Annotated in this window: 18 protein-coding genes; 5 read left to right on the forward strand and 13 right to left on the reverse strand. The window is 65.0% G+C overall.

Annotated elements, in window-relative coordinates:
• Positions 1-28: 28 nt before the first annotated feature.
• Positions 29-1,021, reverse strand: a complete 993-nt coding sequence (locus tag ABD437_RS16360) for a sensor histidine kinase (RefSeq protein ID WP_344649700.1) — start codon at positions 1,019-1,021, stop codon at positions 29-31.
• Between the two features lie 87 nt (positions 1,022-1,108).
• Between ABD437_RS16360 and ABD437_RS16365 the strand changes: the two genes are divergently transcribed.
• From ABD437_RS16365 to ABD437_RS16375, 3 genes are all read left to right on the forward strand, one after another.
• Positions 1,109-2,053, forward strand: coding sequence for a hypothetical protein (locus ABD437_RS16365; RefSeq protein ID WP_344649701.1), 945 nt, complete (start codon positions 1,109-1,111; stop codon positions 2,051-2,053).
• Positions 2,054-2,106: 53 nt separating this feature from the next.
• The gene (locus ABD437_RS16370; RefSeq protein ID WP_344649702.1) at positions 2,107-2,475 is read left to right on the forward strand and encodes a hypothetical protein; all 369 of its coding nucleotides are present in this window, start codon (positions 2,107-2,109) and stop codon (positions 2,473-2,475) included.
• Positions 2,476-2,566: 91 nt separating this feature from the next.
• Positions 2,567-2,821 carry a hypothetical protein gene (locus ABD437_RS16375; protein ID WP_344649703.1) on the forward strand — a complete coding sequence of 85 codons (255 nt, stop codon included), beginning with the start codon at positions 2,567-2,569 and terminating at the stop codon, positions 2,819-2,821.
• 111 nt (positions 2,822-2,932) lie between these two features.
• Here ABD437_RS16375 and ABD437_RS16380 read toward each other — a convergent pair whose 3' ends face one another.
• Positions 2,933-3,469 (reverse strand): hypothetical protein, encoded by a 537-nt coding sequence (locus tag ABD437_RS16380; protein ID WP_344649704.1) that lies wholly within the window; start codon positions 3,467-3,469, stop codon positions 2,933-2,935.
• Positions 3,470-3,833: 364 nt separating this feature from the next.
• On the opposite strand from ABD437_RS16380, the gene ABD437_RS16385 reads away from it, so the two are divergent.
• Positions 3,834-4,157, forward strand: coding sequence for a hypothetical protein (locus ABD437_RS16385; protein WP_344649705.1), 324 nt, complete (start codon positions 3,834-3,836; stop codon positions 4,155-4,157).
• 375 nt (positions 4,158-4,532) lie between these two features.
• Here the strand turns inward: ABD437_RS16385 and ABD437_RS16390 are convergent, their stop codons facing one another.
• The 9 genes from ABD437_RS16390 to ABD437_RS16430 all read right to left on the reverse strand — a co-directional run bounded on the left by ABD437_RS16390 (position 4,533) and on the right by ABD437_RS16430 (position 12,597).
• On the reverse strand, positions 4,533-5,339 hold the full coding sequence (locus ABD437_RS16390) for a DUF6551 family protein (RefSeq protein WP_344649706.1): 807 nt from the start codon (positions 5,337-5,339) through the stop codon (positions 4,533-4,535).
• Positions 5,340-5,512: 173 nt separating this feature from the next.
• On the reverse strand, positions 5,513-6,739 hold the full coding sequence (locus tag ABD437_RS16395; RefSeq protein WP_344649707.1) for a tyrosine-type recombinase/integrase: 1,227 nt from the start codon (positions 6,737-6,739) through the stop codon (positions 5,513-5,515).
• The gene (locus ABD437_RS16400) at positions 6,739-6,957 is read right to left on the reverse strand and encodes a helix-turn-helix transcriptional regulator (RefSeq protein ID WP_344649708.1); all 219 of its coding nucleotides are present in this window, start codon (positions 6,955-6,957) and stop codon (positions 6,739-6,741) included. Before ABD437_RS16400 ends, ABD437_RS16395 begins: the two co-directional genes overlap by 1 nt.
• Positions 6,958-6,968: 11 nt before the next feature.
• Positions 6,969-8,642: a replication initiator gene (locus tag ABD437_RS16405; RefSeq protein ID WP_344649709.1), complete on the reverse strand. Its 1,674-nt coding sequence runs from the start codon at positions 8,640-8,642 to the stop codon at positions 6,969-6,971.
• Positions 8,643-8,819: 177 nt separating this feature from the next.
• Positions 8,820-9,182: a hypothetical protein gene (locus tag ABD437_RS16410; RefSeq protein WP_344649710.1), complete on the reverse strand. Its 363-nt coding sequence runs from the start codon at positions 9,180-9,182 to the stop codon at positions 8,820-8,822.
• 6 nt (positions 9,183-9,188) lie between these two features.
• On the reverse strand, positions 9,189-10,619 hold the full coding sequence (locus ABD437_RS16415; protein WP_344649711.1) for an FtsK/SpoIIIE domain-containing protein: 1,431 nt from the start codon (positions 10,617-10,619) through the stop codon (positions 9,189-9,191).
• Positions 10,619-11,038 (reverse strand): hypothetical protein, encoded by a 420-nt coding sequence (locus ABD437_RS16420; protein WP_344649712.1) that lies wholly within the window; start codon positions 11,036-11,038, stop codon positions 10,619-10,621. The genes ABD437_RS16415 and ABD437_RS16420 overlap by 1 nt, the downstream gene beginning before the upstream one ends.
• Before the next feature lie 263 nt (positions 11,039-11,301).
• Positions 11,302-11,742, reverse strand: coding sequence for a plasmid replication, integration and excision activator (locus tag ABD437_RS16425; RefSeq protein WP_344649713.1), 441 nt, complete (start codon positions 11,740-11,742; stop codon positions 11,302-11,304).
• 111 nt (positions 11,743-11,853) lie between these two features.
• Entirely contained in the window at positions 11,854-12,597 is a 744-nt protein-coding gene (locus tag ABD437_RS16430; RefSeq protein WP_344649714.1) for a GntR family transcriptional regulator, read from the reverse strand.
• 110 nt (positions 12,598-12,707) lie between these two features.
• Here ABD437_RS16430 and ABD437_RS16435 point away from each other — a divergent pair, with 110 nt between their 5' ends.
• Complete coding sequence (locus tag ABD437_RS16435) at positions 12,708-13,763, forward strand: DUF1152 domain-containing protein (protein WP_344649715.1); 1,056 nt, start codon at positions 12,708-12,710, stop codon at positions 13,761-13,763.
• Positions 13,764-13,767: 4 nt separating this feature from the next.
• On the opposite strand, the gene ABD437_RS16440 is transcribed toward ABD437_RS16435, so the two are convergent.
• Complete coding sequence (locus tag ABD437_RS16440) at positions 13,768-14,190, reverse strand: hypothetical protein (protein WP_344649716.1); 423 nt, start codon at positions 14,188-14,190, stop codon at positions 13,768-13,770.
• 89 nt (positions 14,191-14,279) lie between these two features.
• Positions 14,280-16,013: an AIPR family protein gene (locus tag ABD437_RS16445; protein ID WP_344649717.1), complete on the reverse strand. Its 1,734-nt coding sequence runs from the start codon at positions 16,011-16,013 to the stop codon at positions 14,280-14,282.
• Between the last annotated feature and the right edge of the window lie 376 nt (positions 16,014-16,389).

The raw sequence follows: 16,389 nt of genomic DNA on the forward strand, positions 1-16,389 counted from the left end.
CGACGGTCGCCGGAGGTCGACAACCCCATCACGACGGCAGCTCCAGCCGCACGGTCCAGCGGTCGCCGTCGGGGCCCGCGCTGAACGTGCCGCCGGCGGCCTCGACCTCGTCGGCGAGCCCGGCCAGCCCGTACCGGAGCCCCGGCCCGCGCGGTCTTCGGATGGTCGGCAGCGGGTTCGTGATCACGAGCGTCACGCCCGTGCCGTCGCCGTGCTTCTCGGCGTTGCGCAGCGCCTCGGCGAGCACCCGCTGCACGACCGGGTGTTCGGGCTGCGGAATCGGCCGATCGGACTCGCCCTCCCGTAAGACGTGGATGGAGCGTTGCATCGAGGCGAGCGCCCGGGTGCCGTCGGCCTCGATCCGGTCGAGAACGCTCGCCACGTCCGCCGCCCGCGCCCCGAGCAGCACCTTCGCGGCCTGCGCCTGGAGCACCATCGCACTCACGTCGTGCGCGACACCGTCGTGCAGATCGGCGGCCAGCCGCACCCGCTGGACACGCCGGGCGTTGGTGACGGCGGCCGCTCGCCGAGCGTCCAAATGACGCAGGTAAAAGCCTGAACCCGTGCCGACGAGGCCCGCCAACGACCAGAACACGCACGCGCCGACGGCTTCCCAGCCGGTCATCACCGGGGCGCCGGTGGTTTGCAGGATCAACGTGGACTCGGTGACCACCCCCACCGGCGCGACCGCCACCACCCAGGCCGGAGGGCTCCAGCGGCAGAGCAGCGCGAGCAGCACCATCAGCACCGCGGTGAGTTCCAGCGACCAGATGCCTCCACCGATCGTGGGGTTCGGCAGCCAGTTCGCGATGCCCACCGCGGTGGCGATCACGATTGCCGCGGTGGCCGGGCCGATCCACCGGCGGCTGTGCGGCCACGCCCCGACGAGCACCGCGAGCACGACGACGCCGAGGACCGTCGGTGTGTCACGCGCTGGGCGGAACTCCGGCGAGACGACGAGCGCCAGCGCCAGCACGGCGAGCGCCGCTAATGCGCTGGTGAGCGCCCTCGACCTGGTCATCCGTTCACGATAGAGCGGCCCACCGACAGTTCGCGTCTGCCGATCGGGAGATAGGCCGGGCGGCCGGGAAGTCGCACCGTCGAGAGCATGTGGATCCTCGTTCTCACCGCCGTCTGGTGCGTGCTTTATAGCCTGATGTCGTTTGCCTGGATGCTCGGCGCCCCGGGTTTCCCGTTCGGCGCCGGCGATTCGCGGGGCCGGGAGATGGGCAGCCTGCTCGCCTCCGCGCACCCGGTTCCGACCGGCCTGGCGTTGGGTTGCGGAGCCGTGGTCGCCGCGGCCGCCGCGGTGTGGGCGTTGCGTCGCCCCGGCCGCGCACCCGGCGTCGTCCTTCTGGTGTGCGCGGCGGCGCTGCTGGCCGTCGTGCCGGACGTCCGGCTGCTGCAGAACCTCGCGTACAGCTTCGGCGGCTATTTCGGCCTGGTCGACTGGCCGGTGCTCAACCAGGTCCTCTGCGTGCTGGGCGCGGGTCTGCTCGCCCGCTCCGCGCTGGTTCTGCTGCGGCCGGCGACCGGCGACGCCGCACGGTGGCTGACGATCGGCCGCTGGGCGACGCTCGTCGCGGTGCTCGCGCCCCTCCCCTACGCGATCCAACGCGCGGCGTGGAATCTGGGCATCCCGCTGGGCGTGTCACAGCAGTTCGTGGACGATCTGGCGGCCGATGTCACCGCCAAGGGTCTCCCGGCGATCGCGGCCTGGGGGCTGGTGATCCCGGACCTGGTAGGCGTGTTGCTGACGTTGGGTCTGGTCATGCGCTGGGGCGAGGTCTTTCCCCGGTGGGTGCCGTGGCTGGGCGGACGGCCGGTACCGGTGTGGCTGGCGGTGGTGCCGGCCTCGGTGGTCTCGACGGCGGTGACCATCGCCGGCTTGGTGATCATCCGGTTCGCGGTGGCGGACGGGTCGGTGTCGTCGACGGCCGCGCCGGGGTTGCTGTGGCTGCCGTGGGGAGTGGCGCTGGGTGTGGCGACGTATGCCTACGCGGAACGCCGCCGGGCGTCGGTTTCCGGGCGTCTCGCCCAACGGGGTCGCTAGACGTCCTCATCCTCTCCTGGTCGGCGCCGAGCTGTCCGGCGAGGAGGTGTCCGATGACCGAGGCCGTGGATGCTCCGCCGCCGGCGAAACGCGAGCGTCTCGCGGTGGTGGCTTTTGTCCTCGGTCTGCTCGGTTTCCTCGGCGGGGTGCCGTACCTGGACATGTACGGCATCGGTTTCGCGTTCGTGCAGCCCGGGCTGACCCCTGGACTGGTCCTGGCGTCCTGCTCGGTGGCGGCGGTGGTGGTGAGCCCGCTCGCTTTCCGGCGCTGCGAACGACAGCGGCGCCGAGGCTCGTCACTGGCCCTTGCCGGTTTGATCGGCGGGGCGTTGGGGTTGCCGGGCTTGGTGATGTCGATCAGCCTGCTGAGAATGACCAGCGAAGGCGGCTTGGTCGCCGACTTCACCAGTTGGTGCTGGTAAATAACGAGCCGGGCAAGTCGGCCTGTACGCCGAACTCTCTCGCGGACATGGCCCACTCGACGGCCGGCCGCTGGAGCCCCCGGCGGTCATCGTGGCCCCGGCCGATGCCGTGGCCAACTACGTGCAATCGTGCGCCGCCTGGACCGACGTAGGTCCCGACGCGGGCGGCTTGCGCCTGCGGTTGGTGCACATCAACGAGGAAATCCTCAGCAAGGCTCGAGCCGGCACCGTGATCACGGTGGAAGACGACAAGATCACGGTCCGCGGCGCACGCCGGACAGATCTCTCCGACATCGACCCCAACGGCGAGTACTACTGGACAGCCGACCGCCCCGACCAATTCTGACCGGCCGGGGCGGCGGGCGAGTCGGCCTCTAGGCCGGGGTTTGGCCCCCACACGGCGTCCACCAGGGGTTGCACGCCAGCGACGCTCAGGGCGTCCAGCTGCGCTCGCCACTCACTCCACGCCAAGGTCGCGACGGAGTTCCAGTAAGAGGTCCTCGTACTCCACCCAGAGCCGATCTTTGGCCTTCAGAGCGGCACGGACCCCGGCTGCGGGGGATTCATCGGCGGCCAGCTTCTTCACCTCGTAGTACTGCCGGGCGAGGGAGCGATTCAGCTGCTCGGACATGTGGTGGAGATTGCTGGGTGCCGTCAGTTGGAGCTCCGAGAAACGGTCAGTGTAGATCCGCTTGGCCTCGTCGAGGGAGAATTCTGGGGTGTCGTAGCCTTGGTCTCGTAGCATTCGAATGCTGTGGTTCATCGAGCTGATGTACTGACGCGTCGCGGTGGTGAATTCGACGTAGCACGCTCGACGCAGTTCGAAGTTCGAAGCGTCCCGCTCGGCCGCCGCTTGTGCTTGACGGCTCGCCTCTTGCTCTCGGAACTCCGTCTCCCGGGCACGCGTGGCGCCGCGTTGGGTCAACATCTGACCTGCGATCGTGCCTGCGAACGCCAGTACTGCGCCCCCGAAGGCGGCCACTCCAGCGTCCATTAGCGACCTCCCTGCATTCCGTCAGCTAAGCGGAGGCGGCCCCGACCGGGCAAGTGGCCGGCTCAGGCAGCCGAGAAGTGCGGCGAGGCGACAGAGCGTCGACGGCAGAGCGAGGCCATCCGCGTCGGCGTTTCGCTGTTCGGCTGACGCTGCACCGGTCAGGCACGAGGCGCACGACCACACCATCCGCGACAAACGCGACCGCGAGGAAGAGCACGAGCAGCGAGACCGCCCGGCTACGAACTTCGACAGGTCTCCCGATACGGGCCTACGCCACACGGCAGTTCGAGCCGACACCTCGCGAACGCCCCTGCTTGGATATCAGCAGCAGGACGCTGAATTTCCGAGCCGACGCGAGGACGACATGACAGACGCGGTCTGGGTGTGGGTCACCCTCATCGTGGCCCTCGGGTGGGTGGCCCGCATTCTGCTCATCGCCTACCTCGATCGCACCGGCGAACAGCGGCGGATCGGGCGGCAGGTCCGCTCGCTCGAGCGGCAGGTAGCACAGCTCAACGAGCGCCTGAACATCGAGCCTCCCGCCCACCCCGACCTCACCGACGTTCTCGACCACCTCCGGGACGGGAAGAAACTCCTGGCGGTCCGGGACTACCGCGACATCACCGGAGTTGATTTCGGCGCCGCCAAAGACGCCGTCGAACAGCTCGAACGCGAGCACGGGCTCTAAGCCGTGTCCTGCGAATCCGTGCCCGGCTGCGGCACGACACGGCTTAGTCGGATCCTCGCCCCGCTGGACCAGCGTGGGGCGGCTCGGATCACTCCGCCTCCAGAGCGTGATCGTCCTACGGCCGACTCTGACCGACGACAACCGGAGCCGCCCCGGTGTCAGCGCAGCTCAGGGAGCTACCCCGCTGGGGCGGCGGACGAGTCGGCCTGTACGCCGGGTTCTCGCTTATAGCTGCTTCTGAACAGCTACAACGCATGCGATGCGGGCCGTGGGCCGTCGCTGGGCCGTATGAGCCACCTGAGGGTAATCAACAAACACAGGACGCCCGAGCACCGTGGAACTCGGGCGTCCTGCGGCTACCGCTAAGGCCGTCGACTATGACGTGACAGGAATCTTGTTGTTCGCGCGGCGGCCCTTGTTCCACGCCTGAACAACGAGCCCATAGCAGACAGAGGTGCGACCACCAGTTCCGGTCTGCTGCGTGCCGCCGGCGGAGGCGAGAGAGATGACGTCGCCGTGCCACCTGTAGGCGTTGCCTCGCGTGCTGATCTTCCGGGCCAGTTCCAGGTCATTCACGTCGTCACCGTGGCGACCGAGGAACTGACCGATGCCGGACAACAGCATGCCGTCCCAAGTCTTCTCGTTTCGACCCCAGGCCTCCTCCGCAACGCTCAGCGTCCGATCGAGAACTTCCGGTCCGTACTTCTCGGTGATGCGGAGGATTCCCGCGACCGCACCCACCGTGTTGGTGGAGGTGCTGCCGACCTGCAGACCGTGCTTAACCAACATGGCCTCGGTGTCCACGAAGAGCGGCAGATTGGCGGTCAGGCCGATCCGGTACTCGTCGTGCGCACTCGGACGGGTCGACTCGCGGTTCTTGAAGAGGAAGAGGGTTGCTTCATCGGCTTCACTCAGATTGTGATGCACTTCCGCATCGATCTCAGTGGCGCCGGCGAGCCGGCCACCCTCAGTTCGAGTCTGACCATCAACGATGTAGTTGATCCCGTCACGCCGCGAAACCACAATCGTTCCTGCGGCCTCGGGAACCCATTCGGCTGCGATCGCAGCGGCCCGGCGACGGTTCAGCGTGCGCTGGGCGTTTTTGTCAACCGCGAGATCATCGATCTTCAGCCGCTCGTGAGTCACTTCGTGCTCTTTGAGGGCATACGCGTACTTGGGCATAATTATCCCTACTGTTGCGCGGGGGGACGGCCGGTTGGCCTGGGAATGCGCACCTCGATAGTGACACGCTGTGTATTGCGTGTCCAGCCGGCGTGTTGTGCCTTCGGCGCCGAAAGCGGGGATGACCACCGTTTGGCCCCCGCTGGTAAACGCAGGCGCAACGGGCACTTGGGTTAGCCAGCAACGACAAGCGGGGTGGAAAACAGCGCATCGATTGCGCTCCGCGTGCGTGCCTCGCTCGCCTTCATGAGGTGCGTGTAGACACGGAGCGTGAACCCTGGGTCGGCATGACCGAGGTACGCGGCAAGCGCCCGGATGTTCTCCCCCGCGTCGAGCAGCGTCGAGGCGTAGAAGTGGCGCAACGCGTGCATGCCGGTCGCACGAGTGCGCGGGATGCCCACCGATTCGAGCGCCTTGTGCCAGCTCTTGCTGTTGAAGTCAGACCGGTTGATCGCATTCCGCCGAGGCGTGGTGAACATGAGTCGCACGGTCACCAGGTCTTCGGAGTCCGGGTCTTCCCACGGCAGCGACACCGGGATCGGCGCGACGGGGTACGCCCGGATCACCGCACCGATAGAGGCGGGAAGCGGCACCCGCCGTTCCTTATCGTTCTTCGGGAGCCCGAACACGAGCCGCGAGTAGACCCGTTTGACCTGCCGCCGGACGTAGAGCCAGCCGCCATCGAGGTCGAAGTCATCGGGGCTCAGCCCGAATATCTCTCCCTGCCGGAGACCGCAACCCGCGCCGAGGTCGACGAGCGGCCGGTAACGCGGAAGCAGGCCCGCGCGGATTGCCGAAACCTCGTCGTACGTCCACGGGATCACCTGACGTTGCGCCGGCCGCGGTTGCTTGACCGACTTCGCCGAGCACGGATTCTTCGCGATCCGTTCGTCGTCGACGGCCGCCGAGAAGATCATCCGTAGATAGGCGAAGGCCACCGAGCGCGTGTCCTGGGCGAGGACGCTCGACAGCTCGGCATCCCATTCTGCGACCGCGCTGGGCTTGATCGACGACAGCGGACGCGCGCCGAAGAACGGCAGGATGTGCTTCCGCACCCGTAGCTCGAGACTCTCCATCGTCGACTTGTCGTACGTGCGCGACCGGAGCCATGTCTCCGCGAACTCGCTGAACGGAACCTGTCCGGCCGTCGGGTCGATGAAGGTGCCTCGGTACTTGTCGGCCTCGACCGTCGCCAAGAACGCATCGGCCGCCCGCTTCTCCCGGTCAGGGAATGACTTGCTCCGCTCCCGACCGTCGGGACCGATGTAGCGGACGCGATACCGCAAGCCCGTGCCGTGTCTAGGACTGCGGGCGAGCAACGGCTTACCGCGACCGTTGAGGACCGGCCGTCCTTCCTGGTCGAGCTTCGGAGCGAACCAGCGATCTTCGATGTGGGCCATCAGGCGACCCGCGCTCTCACCCAGGCTCGGACGTCCACCGGGTCGTAACGGAGATGCCGGCCAACCCTTGCCGCCGGTGGGCCTGTTCGGTTCTTGCGCCAGCGGTAGAGCGTCTCGACCGGTACGCCGAGATAGGCGGAGACGTCCTGGACGGACCAGAGCCGGTCGGACAGCGACGGTGCATCCGTGATGGCTGAAACAGTGGCCTTAAGCGTCATGGCGTCTCCCTTCAGGCGGCGCGGTCGGTGGGTTCGGTTGCCGAAAGATCGGCGAGGGCGTCTTGGGCAGCGGCGTACTCCTGTCTCCAGCGGAGTCGGTCGGTGAGCGTTCGCATCAGCAGGGACGCGACGGGTGGGCAGTCTTCGTCGGTGGGCTTGGCGCGTTCCCAGACGTAGGCGTCGGCGTTCTCGACCTGCTTGCCGACAGCGCCGAGGACGCGGAGCACGTGGGCTTTGCGGTCGGCGCGGTGGTCGGTGAGGGTCTTGCCGGACCACTTCCGGGAGACGAGGACGCGGCGGCCGACGAAGCCGAGGGTTTCGCGTCGGTGGGCTTTGCCGGAACACCGACCGGGCACGAGACCGGCCTTCGCGTTGCGCGGCTGGATGCCGTAGAGCAGCCAGTTCGCACACCGTTCCGAGCAGGGTTCGTACCGAAGGGCAGCGGCGAGCCGGTCGACGTGTGCTTTTTGGGCGTCGGTCTCGGGGGCGTGGCACTCGGCGACGGACTTCGTCAGGTACTTGGTGAGGTAGCCGACGCACGTGTTCGCGGACTTGGTTCCAGCGGTGACGCCTTGGATATCGGCGACGGGGCCGAAGCGGACGACGTGCAGCGGTTCGGCGTTCTCGTCCTGGTCGTCGAGTGCGTCGTCGAAGGTCGGAAGGACTTCGCCTGTCGCGGGGTCGACGTAGCCGGCCTCGGTGTCCCAAACCGGAAACGCGTCCGAGGTGTTCGGGTCGAAGCGCATTGCGTCGAGTGCTGGCCACCAGACCTGGTGATAGGTCGCGGCGATCACCTGCTTGAGCAGCGCACGCGGGAAGGTTCCGCGCACGGCGGCGTGCAGGTGCGGAGCCAGCCGCTTCTGCGGTTCGACGGCAGCGAAGTACTGGACGTCGTACCCGACGACCCGCCGCAGGTTCTGCCAGAACCGATCGACGAGCCTCGGGAAGTGGATCGCGTCGCGGGCAGCGCGTCGGTAGTCGTAGGTGGCTGGATTGACCGGGGTGCCATCCGCCTTGACCCGCCCGTACGTGTCGCAGGTGAGCGTGAGGAACGTCGACGGGCGGAAGACGGTGCCGTCGTTGCCGGTGAACGTCCGGCCGATGGTGGTGTCTTCCACTTTGCGGAAGGGCAGGTTCGGGGCGTCCTGACGACGCTTCGTCGACCGCACCCGGCGAGGCTTGGCCGGGTCGGCGGGGTGTGGGAGTGAGCCGCGGATTCCGGCGTTGAGCATCTGCTCGGACACGTCCGCGATCGCGGTGTCCAGCTCGTCTCGCTCGGACAGGTCGCCGGCCTCGTCGGCGTCGGCGCGGGCGTCTTCGAGCGCGGACCGCCATTCGACAAGGTCGACCTGGTCGTCGGTGGCTTCGTCCGGGGTGAGGTCGGGTTCGTGGTCGAGGTGCCAGCCTTCGCGGCACTGCTGCATCCGCAGTCGCTTGGCCCGGAGCGCGCAGGCGGGGCACTTGGAGGCGAGGGTGGAGCCGCACGGAACACCGATGATCGAGGTCTGGCCGGTCACGGTGTCCGTGCGCCGCATCGGTACAAGGTTCGTGCACACGCCGTTGTTCGCGGCGACCTCGGTCAGGACATCGACGGCGCGGGGCATCTTCGCCCGCTGCACACGGGAGAGCCGGCGGTCGTCGGCCCGCTGGAGCGCGGTTGGTTCGGGGTCTGGGGCAGCGTTCATGTGGTGGTCCTCTCCCGGCAGAGAAGCGCGGTGGTGAAATGCGATCGGTGGTTGAGGTGGAGCGGCCGTAGGGTCGATTCGCCCGCGCTAGGCCGGCGTTAGCCCCGTCGGTCCGCAGTTGGAGAGGGAGCCAGCCCGTTCGAGCCGGGCCGGGTGGCTTCAAGCCCCGCGATGACGTCACGTCGTCGGCTCGCTGTCCGGGCCGCCGTGGTTCCACCAGGCAACGAGGGCATCAAGGGCAGCGACGGCGGTGGTGAAGGAGCGACCCCAGGCGAGTGCTTCGCCGACGGGTTGGACACCCCATTCGTGGTCGGTGAGCCAGACCAGTTCGCCGACGAGGACAGCGGAGCCAGCCGACGGACCGGTCTGGCGTTGCGGGCCGTAGACCAGCCAGCGCCGCGCCGAGGATCGCTGCGTGAGCCAGCCGGTCTGGAGGAAGGGTTGGAGCGCTTCGGACGGGTCGGGGAGAACCCGTCCGAAGGGCCGGTAGCCATCTGCCGGGTCGTAACCACCCGGTGCGCCGCTCCAGAACGTGGACATGAGGAGTTAGGCCGCTTCCTGCTCGTCGTTGAGGATCGGGCGGGGTCCGAAGTGCGGGGCGTAGAGCTGGCAGGTCTCGGCGATCGCGTCGTCGTCCGGATAGCCGAACCGCACGCGGACCGGGTCAGGGTCGTCATCAAGCCGGACGTACGCGACGCCCGGAAGGGCACGCGGGATGCGATCGCAGAGCGCGCCACGATCGCGGGCACCGTCACCGAGGACCATGTCGACCTGCTCGGCCTCGGTGAGCCGCAGTGCGATCCGGGTCGGGAAGAGGTCCCGGAACGGCACCACGTCCTTACGCGGGTCCTGCAATGCGGCGACGACGAGGAAGCCCGGCGCTCGACCCTGCGACAGCAGGAGCGAAAGTGCGGCCTTGATCCGATCGCGGAGCTTTCGGTCCGAGAGGTACGCCGTGAGCGCCGCGAGCTCGTCGACCAGGACGACGATCAGCGGATCACCCGGCGTCGGCGTGTGCTGCCGGGTGACGCCCTTGAGCCGCTGGGTCCGCGCCTGCATGCGGTCGGCGGCTTCCTCGAGAAGTTCCGCCATCGCTTCGGCGTCGGTGTCTTCGTATCGAGCGAAGAGGGGACGGCCGAAGGTCATCTCCATGCCGCCCTTGGGGTCGATGACCCACAGCTCCACCGAGCCATGCGCCACCAGCGGAGCGAGAGCGCGGATCAGGGACCAGAGCACCGATCCCTTGCCCGCCCCGGAGGCGCCGGCCACCAGCACGTGCGTCCCGAGCAGCGCGAGAAGGAACGGGACGGCGTCCTCGGTGCGGCCCAGCTCGACCCGCCGCAGGTCCGGGAGATCCTGGATCGGCAGCGGTCCGAGCGGCTGTTCGAGCGGATCGCGGTGGTAGAAACGCAGCGTCACGACGCCTGGTTTCAGCTCATGCGCGGTGCACCGGTACGCGCCGAAGACGTGCCGCAGGTTCTCCGCGACCAGCGCGAACCGTTCCGGGGTCTGGCCGTAGAGCAGCCGGACCCGCAGCTCGTCGGCCCACCGGGTCGAGCGCACGCGCCGGATCACCGGGAGGTACTGCTTTTCGTCGTGGACGACGGCGAGCTGGCCGCCGATCATTGCCGGACGCCACAACCGCCGGTACCGGACCATCAGCCGCCACTGACCGAGTAACCGCGCACCTATGACCCGCCGGAACGAGGCGGGATGCGCCAGCCACCAGGCGATGGCGAAGAGCACCGCACCGGTCAGTAGCGCCGCCGGCCCTGGCCAGTCCCATTTGCCGTAGGCGATGAGCAGCACCAGCACCGGGCCGGTGATCGCACCGCGCCGGATGAGCCAGACGAGAGCGCGGAAGAGAGCACGGAAGCAGACGCCGAGTATGGACATCCATAGCGGCATCACCCAGCGCTCGCGGGTGATGAGACCTACCCGAGCCAGATCGTCGGCTCGATATCCGTTGACCTTCACTACTGATCGCCTCCCGGACAGGCAGCGTCGGATTCGGTAGCCCACTCGGGCCGTTGAGGAAGGAACTTCTGACCCCGGTAGTCCTCCGGGATCTCGTAACGTTCGGCCGCTTGGTCAGGCGTCGTGTCGCCGACGGCGGCGAGTTGCTCGGGCGTAGCGCCGTAGTGAATGGCCCACTGACCGGCGCTGACAGCGAGTTGGTCGAGATGCTCCGCAGCTGCACGCTCGGTGGCGAGCCTGAGCAGATACCGCGACCGCAGTTCAGCCGGATCACGACGAGCCGGATCGAAGACAGCGGGAATCGGACGCAGTCGGGTCACGTATGCCGAGACCGCCGCTTTCATGCCAGCCCGCAGCGCGAGCCACTCCGGACCCTGGGTGATCAGCTCCGACCGGTAAAGGTGCTCGGGCTCGGTCATGCCGCCTCACCCGACCATGCCGACGCGGGAAGGAACCGGCCCTTCTCGTCCCGCAGAGGCAGCGCCACGAGGCCAGCGCACCGCGGGCACTCGCCCCGAACCAACGCGCCGACCGGGTGCGGTTCGTGACAGGTGGCACAGTCCCGAACGCGGGGCCGCACCAATGCGTACTCACTCACGAAGTGCTCCCAACGATGGGGAGGGAGCGCGGCCCAGAGTCGAAGGAGAAGTGGCTCCGACACCGCGCTCCCGGTCAACTGGGATCACGCGGCCTTGGTGGTCGCGGAGTGCGCGCCCCTGGCCGGCGACCGCATGCCGGTGGCGCGGAACGAATAAGCGACCCGCCCACGACACTGCGGGTGGCCACTCCCCTTGCACCGGGCGCCGTCGACGTAGGGAAAGACCGTCAGGTTCTCGAACTCCACCGGCCGGAACGGTGTCCCCGGCAGTGCGTCCGGGAGCACCGGCTGAACCGGAGCCACGATGGTGACCTTCAGCTCGGCCTGGCCGCGCTTCTGTGCGTCCTCGTCGCCATCGACGCAGCGCACGACCCACATGCGCTCGCCGGTGTCCTTGTCCCGCTTCTGGGTGTCGTTGGCGCCCGACTGGCGCTTGTCGAAGTCCACTTCCGGCTCGACAGCCATCGCGAACAGCCCGTCAGCGAAGGCCGTGCCCATCTCGATTCGCATGCGTCCCTTGATCACGTCGCGTCCCGTCTCGCGTAGGTGGCATATGCCAGTGGCCTTTATGTTACTGGCCTATGCCACTAACGCAAGGCGTTTGGACGGTCACCCCTTGAAGGGACTAGTTCGGGACTAGCGGACCGAGTAGTCCTGCTCGAACGTCCATCGGTCCGGCGGATACACGGACTCGGCGAACTCGATCGGGTTGCCCTGGGTGTCGTAGACGGTGTGGCGGTAGTTCAGAACCGCGTGCGGACCGTCGCCGAGCCCGAGCTCCGCGGCTTCCTCGTCAGTGGACAGGCGCGCGGCAACGCGATCCGAGGCGTACTCCGCCGTGCGTCCAGTCGCGTTCTCGACGTAGGCGATCGTGCCGATCTTGATTCGGTCTTTGACCAGCAGCAGCGGTGCCATCTCGGCCAGCTCACCAGACAGCCACGAGACCGAGGACTCCACCGGACCGGTATCGGAGTGCGTCACTCGCTGGCGACGTATCGCCTGTTCACCCGGCGCGAGGCGTAGCGCTTCGACAACACGCTCGGGCGCATCGACCAGTTCGGCAGACACGATGACGGCGTACTCGCCGGGAGCGTAGATCCGGCCGATCTGGCGCGAGCGCACGTAGCGCTCTCGGGCGCGGCGGGCGGTCGGCTGATCCTTGACGAAGGTGCCGGCCCCTTGGCGCGACTCCACGAGGCCCTGATTCCGAAGTGCTTCGAGAGCCCGAGCTGCTGTCGGTCGCGCAACGCTCCAGTCAGCGGCGATCTGCCGCTCGGAGGGCACCTCATCGCCAGGACGAAGCGTCCCGTTGGTGATCTGGTCGCGGATGTGATTCGCGATCTGGAGGTACTTAGGTTCGACGTGCCGCAGCTCAGGCATTGTTTCCTCGCAGGTGGACTAGGCCACTGGCCACCCTAGCAAGCCTTCGTAGCTACGGCCTAAGCAGCAGCAGCTCGCTGCTGCTAGCCCGTACGGTCGAGGTTGTGACCATGCGCCTCTACGTCGCAGCCGGAGGCGGAGGCGACGCCATCGCCGCCGCTCTACTCCACGACGATCCGACCACGCGCCCGGTCATCCTCACCTACGCCTGGGAACGCCTCATCCTCGATCCCGTCCCGGGTCCCCGCAGCGTCGACGACTTCGACGGTCTCGGCCAGGACGTGCCCGGTATCGCGGAGATACTCGCCACTACCAAAGCGCGCCCGCCGGCCAGGTCCCCGCTCCCCCGCCTCACGACGACGCTCGACGCCCGCCTGTTTCTGCTCGACCCGGCCGGCGGCGCAGTCGGCATGCGCGAACAGATCCGTGCCGCCGTCGCCTGCTTCCAGCCAGACGACGTGATAGTCGTCGACGTCGGAGGTGACATCATCGCCCGAGGCGACGAACCGGGTCTCCGCTCTCCCATGGCCGATGCTTTGGTACTAGCCGCAGCCCAAAACCTCGACGTCCCCGCCCAGGTCTGGGTGGCCGGCCCCGGCCTAGACGGAGAACTCACAGAAGCCGAAGCTCTAGCCCGAGTCGATGAACTCGGCGGGGTGCTTCATTGCAGCCTCACCGTCGCCGACACCCATGCCATCGGCGACGCCCTCGACTGGCACCCGACCGAAGCAACCCGCCTACTGGTGGCCGCCGGGTTCGGTTATAGGGGAATAGTAGAGATCCGCGATAAAGGATCACTGGTCGCACTCTCAGAGCGGAGCGCCGATGTCTACGAATTTCGACTTGATCGAGTCTTCGCGTCGAGCTCGCTCAGTCAGGATTTCGTAGGCTCCACCAGCTTGGAGACCGTGAATGCGGCTACGCGGGCCAGGAGCGCTCACAGCGAGCTCGACTACGAGCGCGCCAAAGCATCGACAGAGCCCACAGGTACGATTAGGTCATCCAATCCCAGCGAGATACTAACGGCTGGAAATATTAGAGGTGCGGATTACCTAACTCCTCGACGATATGCTGAGCTTACGGGAATCGCACTCAACCGCTCTCATCCAACAACTGCGGATCTATTGATACCTACGAGTACGAACGAGACGGATCGTGTAGATTAGCGCACTACTCACCAATCATCAGTATGACTGTAAGAATCAATCCGGTTACGGCAATCAATCCGTGGAGGATGATCCATAGGGCGTAGACTCGAACGTGCCGCAGGATTCTGTAGTTACTTTTGTGCATTCGGTCAGCAGCCTGCATAATCGCCGCATTACCTGGCGATACGAAGGCATCCATCACCACCCTGGCGCGCGCAATGTGGTACTCCGCCCGCTCATAATACTTTGCAGAAACCAGCATTCCGAAAGAACCCAGGATCAACAGCGGCACAGTAAGGAAGAACCCAGTCTTCATCAAACCCTTTTGCGCAATTATCACAAGCAAAGCAGTGGCGATTACTAGAACGAGATTGGAGATCGTCGCGCGCTGATTCTCACTCTGCCTCGCCTGCGCACGATGCTCTTTCCAGTACTCGATCAGCATGTCGGTTTCATTCGGCATTGGAACCGGCCCATCCCTTATCTTAAGTGCGAGCGAGTCAATCCACCTGCCCAGGTGCAATGGTGATCCCTCTAGCGTTCACGCTTTACCAAGTCATCCTTCGACAAGACAATGCGCGGCTTGATACCCAGCTCTGCCTTTACAGAATTCGTAAACGCTTGCACCTTGACGACGTCACGTGTAAGCGGCTGACCATTTAGGGCCTTGTCTACTAGCACAGCCGCCTTAGAGAAAATGTCTAGCGCCTTCTTTTCGTCCCATAATTGCTCAGCAAGTCGCTGACAAAACGGCTCGACTTTGTTAGCAGTTAGCGCTGGCAATGTCTGATCCGAGGATGCCAGATAACGGAAGCACATAAGTAAGTGGTACCGGGCAGGCTTATAAAAGGTATTCAAGCCACCCCCGCTCCGGAAAAGTGTCTCCAAGCGATAGTGCGCGTAACCCGCGACATAATACGGATCCACTTTGTGATCTTCGTTGAAGATCGTCCTACCGACCTGCTCCTGTAGATCCTGGTAGTAACGGATCGCCCTGTGTGGACTATCAACAAACATCGCGCCGAACGCTCGCAGAAGCTGCGATACAGTAATTATCTGTAGCCTGTTGATGTTGCCCGAGGAATTATATTGTTTTGATCGCCGTTCGTAGTATAGGCGGCGCTTGCCCGCATACGAAGCAAAATAGCGTTCAATACGTTTTTGGAAACCACTTAGCGCCATGAGATTTTCAGTGGTCACCTGAGTCTGGCGATTAGTCGCCGTAATAATCGAATTTACGACATCCTCATCTTCGGTTGCGATTACTTTTAGTGGAATATGGACATTCGCGCCAAGGTTTTCTTGTTCATTGAACAGAACGTGACTTGTCTGGCATCCATTTACTATTTGATAGTCTGTGAGAGTGAAGGTATTCCTCACCGTTCGGAGCTCGCGGGCGACGATCGTAACTCCGTTGTTTAGCACGGCAAATCGTCCACGTGCCCTTGCATCCCTGAGCGTGTTCTGTATCTCGGCGTTAACCGGATTGTTCACGTCTTGAAAGTCGCGTACGTTGTCGTAAAAAAGTGACTTCCTAATGTTTCCCGCCTGGTCGCGAATCAGCCGAATAAATTCTGAAGCCTGGACCACCCCTAAGTAGGCTTCGGTCACGCCGTCAATGTCAGGCAAGAGAGTACGATTGGCAAAATTGAACTCAGCCACGATACTGTTCTTGCTATTCTGATAGCTCTGATGCAATTCATCTGCCCCCAGAGCCGTAAAATTTACGCTCGAAAACAAACCGGTCTGCTGGAGTCGACCGATTCTGCGATTAGTTTTAGCTACGAGGTTCGCGTCTTCCTTCCACTCTCCAGTAGTCACATAGTAGATCTGGAGGGAAGGCTTTGGGCGCAACTTAATTGTGTTCTCATAAACTACGTCACAGATTGAGCGCAGATTTTCAACCTGAGCATTAGCGGCTTGCGTCATCTCATCAGCAAACAACTCATCTACACCGTCAAACAAGGTCATCATCTGCATGCCACTAAACGTGCTCGAGGTTTTTGCTTGCACAAACATGAAGCGCACTTCTAAGTAGCCATTGATCGCTAACAGGTCTATCACCTCTTCCGAAGAGGTGACCAAGTTTCCATTAACTAGGATCGCCGCCCCGTCAAGACCGAGATCGTCAGCGCCACCCACATGAAGATCACTGATATCAATCTCAGTGTCTACCGAATCGGCTATGACACAATAATTCACGAAGTGCTCGAAAGCGTCCGATTCGGACAGCACTTCAAGACTTTGCTCCGCTTTGAAAGCGTCCAAATACGACCTTGAAATCCTATCCATCATACCCCCCGATTGATGCGCAACCCCGTCTCCAAGAGGGCACAGCTTACCCTTGCTGACTCCGTGCGGGGACCTGATAGACGGTCCGGAGCAAGCCCGATGAAGCGTCTGCCGAATTGCTCTGTGTAGAGATCAAGGGCCGGCCTGCGGCCGGCCAGCGCGCCGTCCCGCCGACTGGTGACGCCGTCGGCGTTCCGCGTCCGGAGCATGCGGCCTCCGGCCGGTCACCGGCCGCGCCGCCACGGCGTCGCACACGACGCGCGACTGCGGGCCACCATCGGCGAGCCACCCGCCGTAGCGGCGCGCCCATAGCGGACGAAGGACGGTAGCTCCTCGCCCCGCTGGACCAGAG

It is taken from the genome of Cryptosporangium japonicum, from assembly GCF_039524755.1.
GTDB lineage: Bacteria > Actinomycetota > Actinomycetes > Mycobacteriales > Cryptosporangiaceae > Cryptosporangium > Cryptosporangium japonicum.

Excerpts from the sequence above, each read along its gene's own strand:
- ABD437_RS16360 (WP_344649700.1), bottom strand. The coding sequence starts at position 1,021 with ATGACCAGGTCGAGGGCGCTCACCAGCGCATTAGCGGCGCTCGCCGTG.
- ABD437_RS16365 (WP_344649701.1), top strand. The coding sequence starts at position 1,109 with ATGTGGATCCTCGTTCTCACCGCCGTCTGGTGCGTGCTTTATAGCCTG.
- ABD437_RS16370 (WP_344649702.1), top strand. The coding sequence starts at position 2,107 with ATGACCGAGGCCGTGGATGCTCCGCCGCCGGCGAAACGCGAGCGTCTC.
- ABD437_RS16380 (WP_344649704.1), bottom strand. The coding sequence starts at position 3,469 with ATGGACGCTGGAGTGGCCGCCTTCGGGGGCGCAGTACTGGCGTTCGCA.
- ABD437_RS16385 (WP_344649705.1), top strand. The coding sequence starts at position 3,834 with ATGACAGACGCGGTCTGGGTGTGGGTCACCCTCATCGTGGCCCTCGGG.
- ABD437_RS16390 (WP_344649706.1), bottom strand. The coding sequence starts at position 5,339 with ATGCCCAAGTACGCGTATGCCCTCAAAGAGCACGAAGTGACTCACGAG.
- ABD437_RS16395 (WP_344649707.1), bottom strand. The coding sequence starts at position 6,739 with ATGGCCCACATCGAAGATCGCTGGTTCGCTCCGAAGCTCGACCAGGAA.
- ABD437_RS16400 (WP_344649708.1), bottom strand. The coding sequence starts at position 6,957 with ATGACGCTTAAGGCCACTGTTTCAGCCATCACGGATGCACCGTCGCTG.
- ABD437_RS16405 (WP_344649709.1), bottom strand. The coding sequence starts at position 8,642 with ATGAACGCTGCCCCAGACCCCGAACCAACCGCGCTCCAGCGGGCCGAC.
- ABD437_RS16410 (WP_344649710.1), bottom strand. The coding sequence starts at position 9,182 with ATGTCCACGTTCTGGAGCGGCGCACCGGGTGGTTACGACCCGGCAGAT.
- ABD437_RS16420 (WP_344649712.1), bottom strand. The coding sequence starts at position 11,038 with ATGACCGAGCCCGAGCACCTTTACCGGTCGGAGCTGATCACCCAGGGT.
- ABD437_RS16430 (WP_344649714.1), bottom strand. The coding sequence starts at position 12,597 with ATGCCTGAGCTGCGGCACGTCGAACCTAAGTACCTCCAGATCGCGAAT.
- ABD437_RS16435 (WP_344649715.1), top strand. The coding sequence starts at position 12,708 with ATGCGCCTCTACGTCGCAGCCGGAGGCGGAGGCGACGCCATCGCCGCC.
- ABD437_RS16440 (WP_344649716.1), bottom strand. The coding sequence starts at position 14,190 with ATGCTGATCGAGTACTGGAAAGAGCATCGTGCGCAGGCGAGGCAGAGT.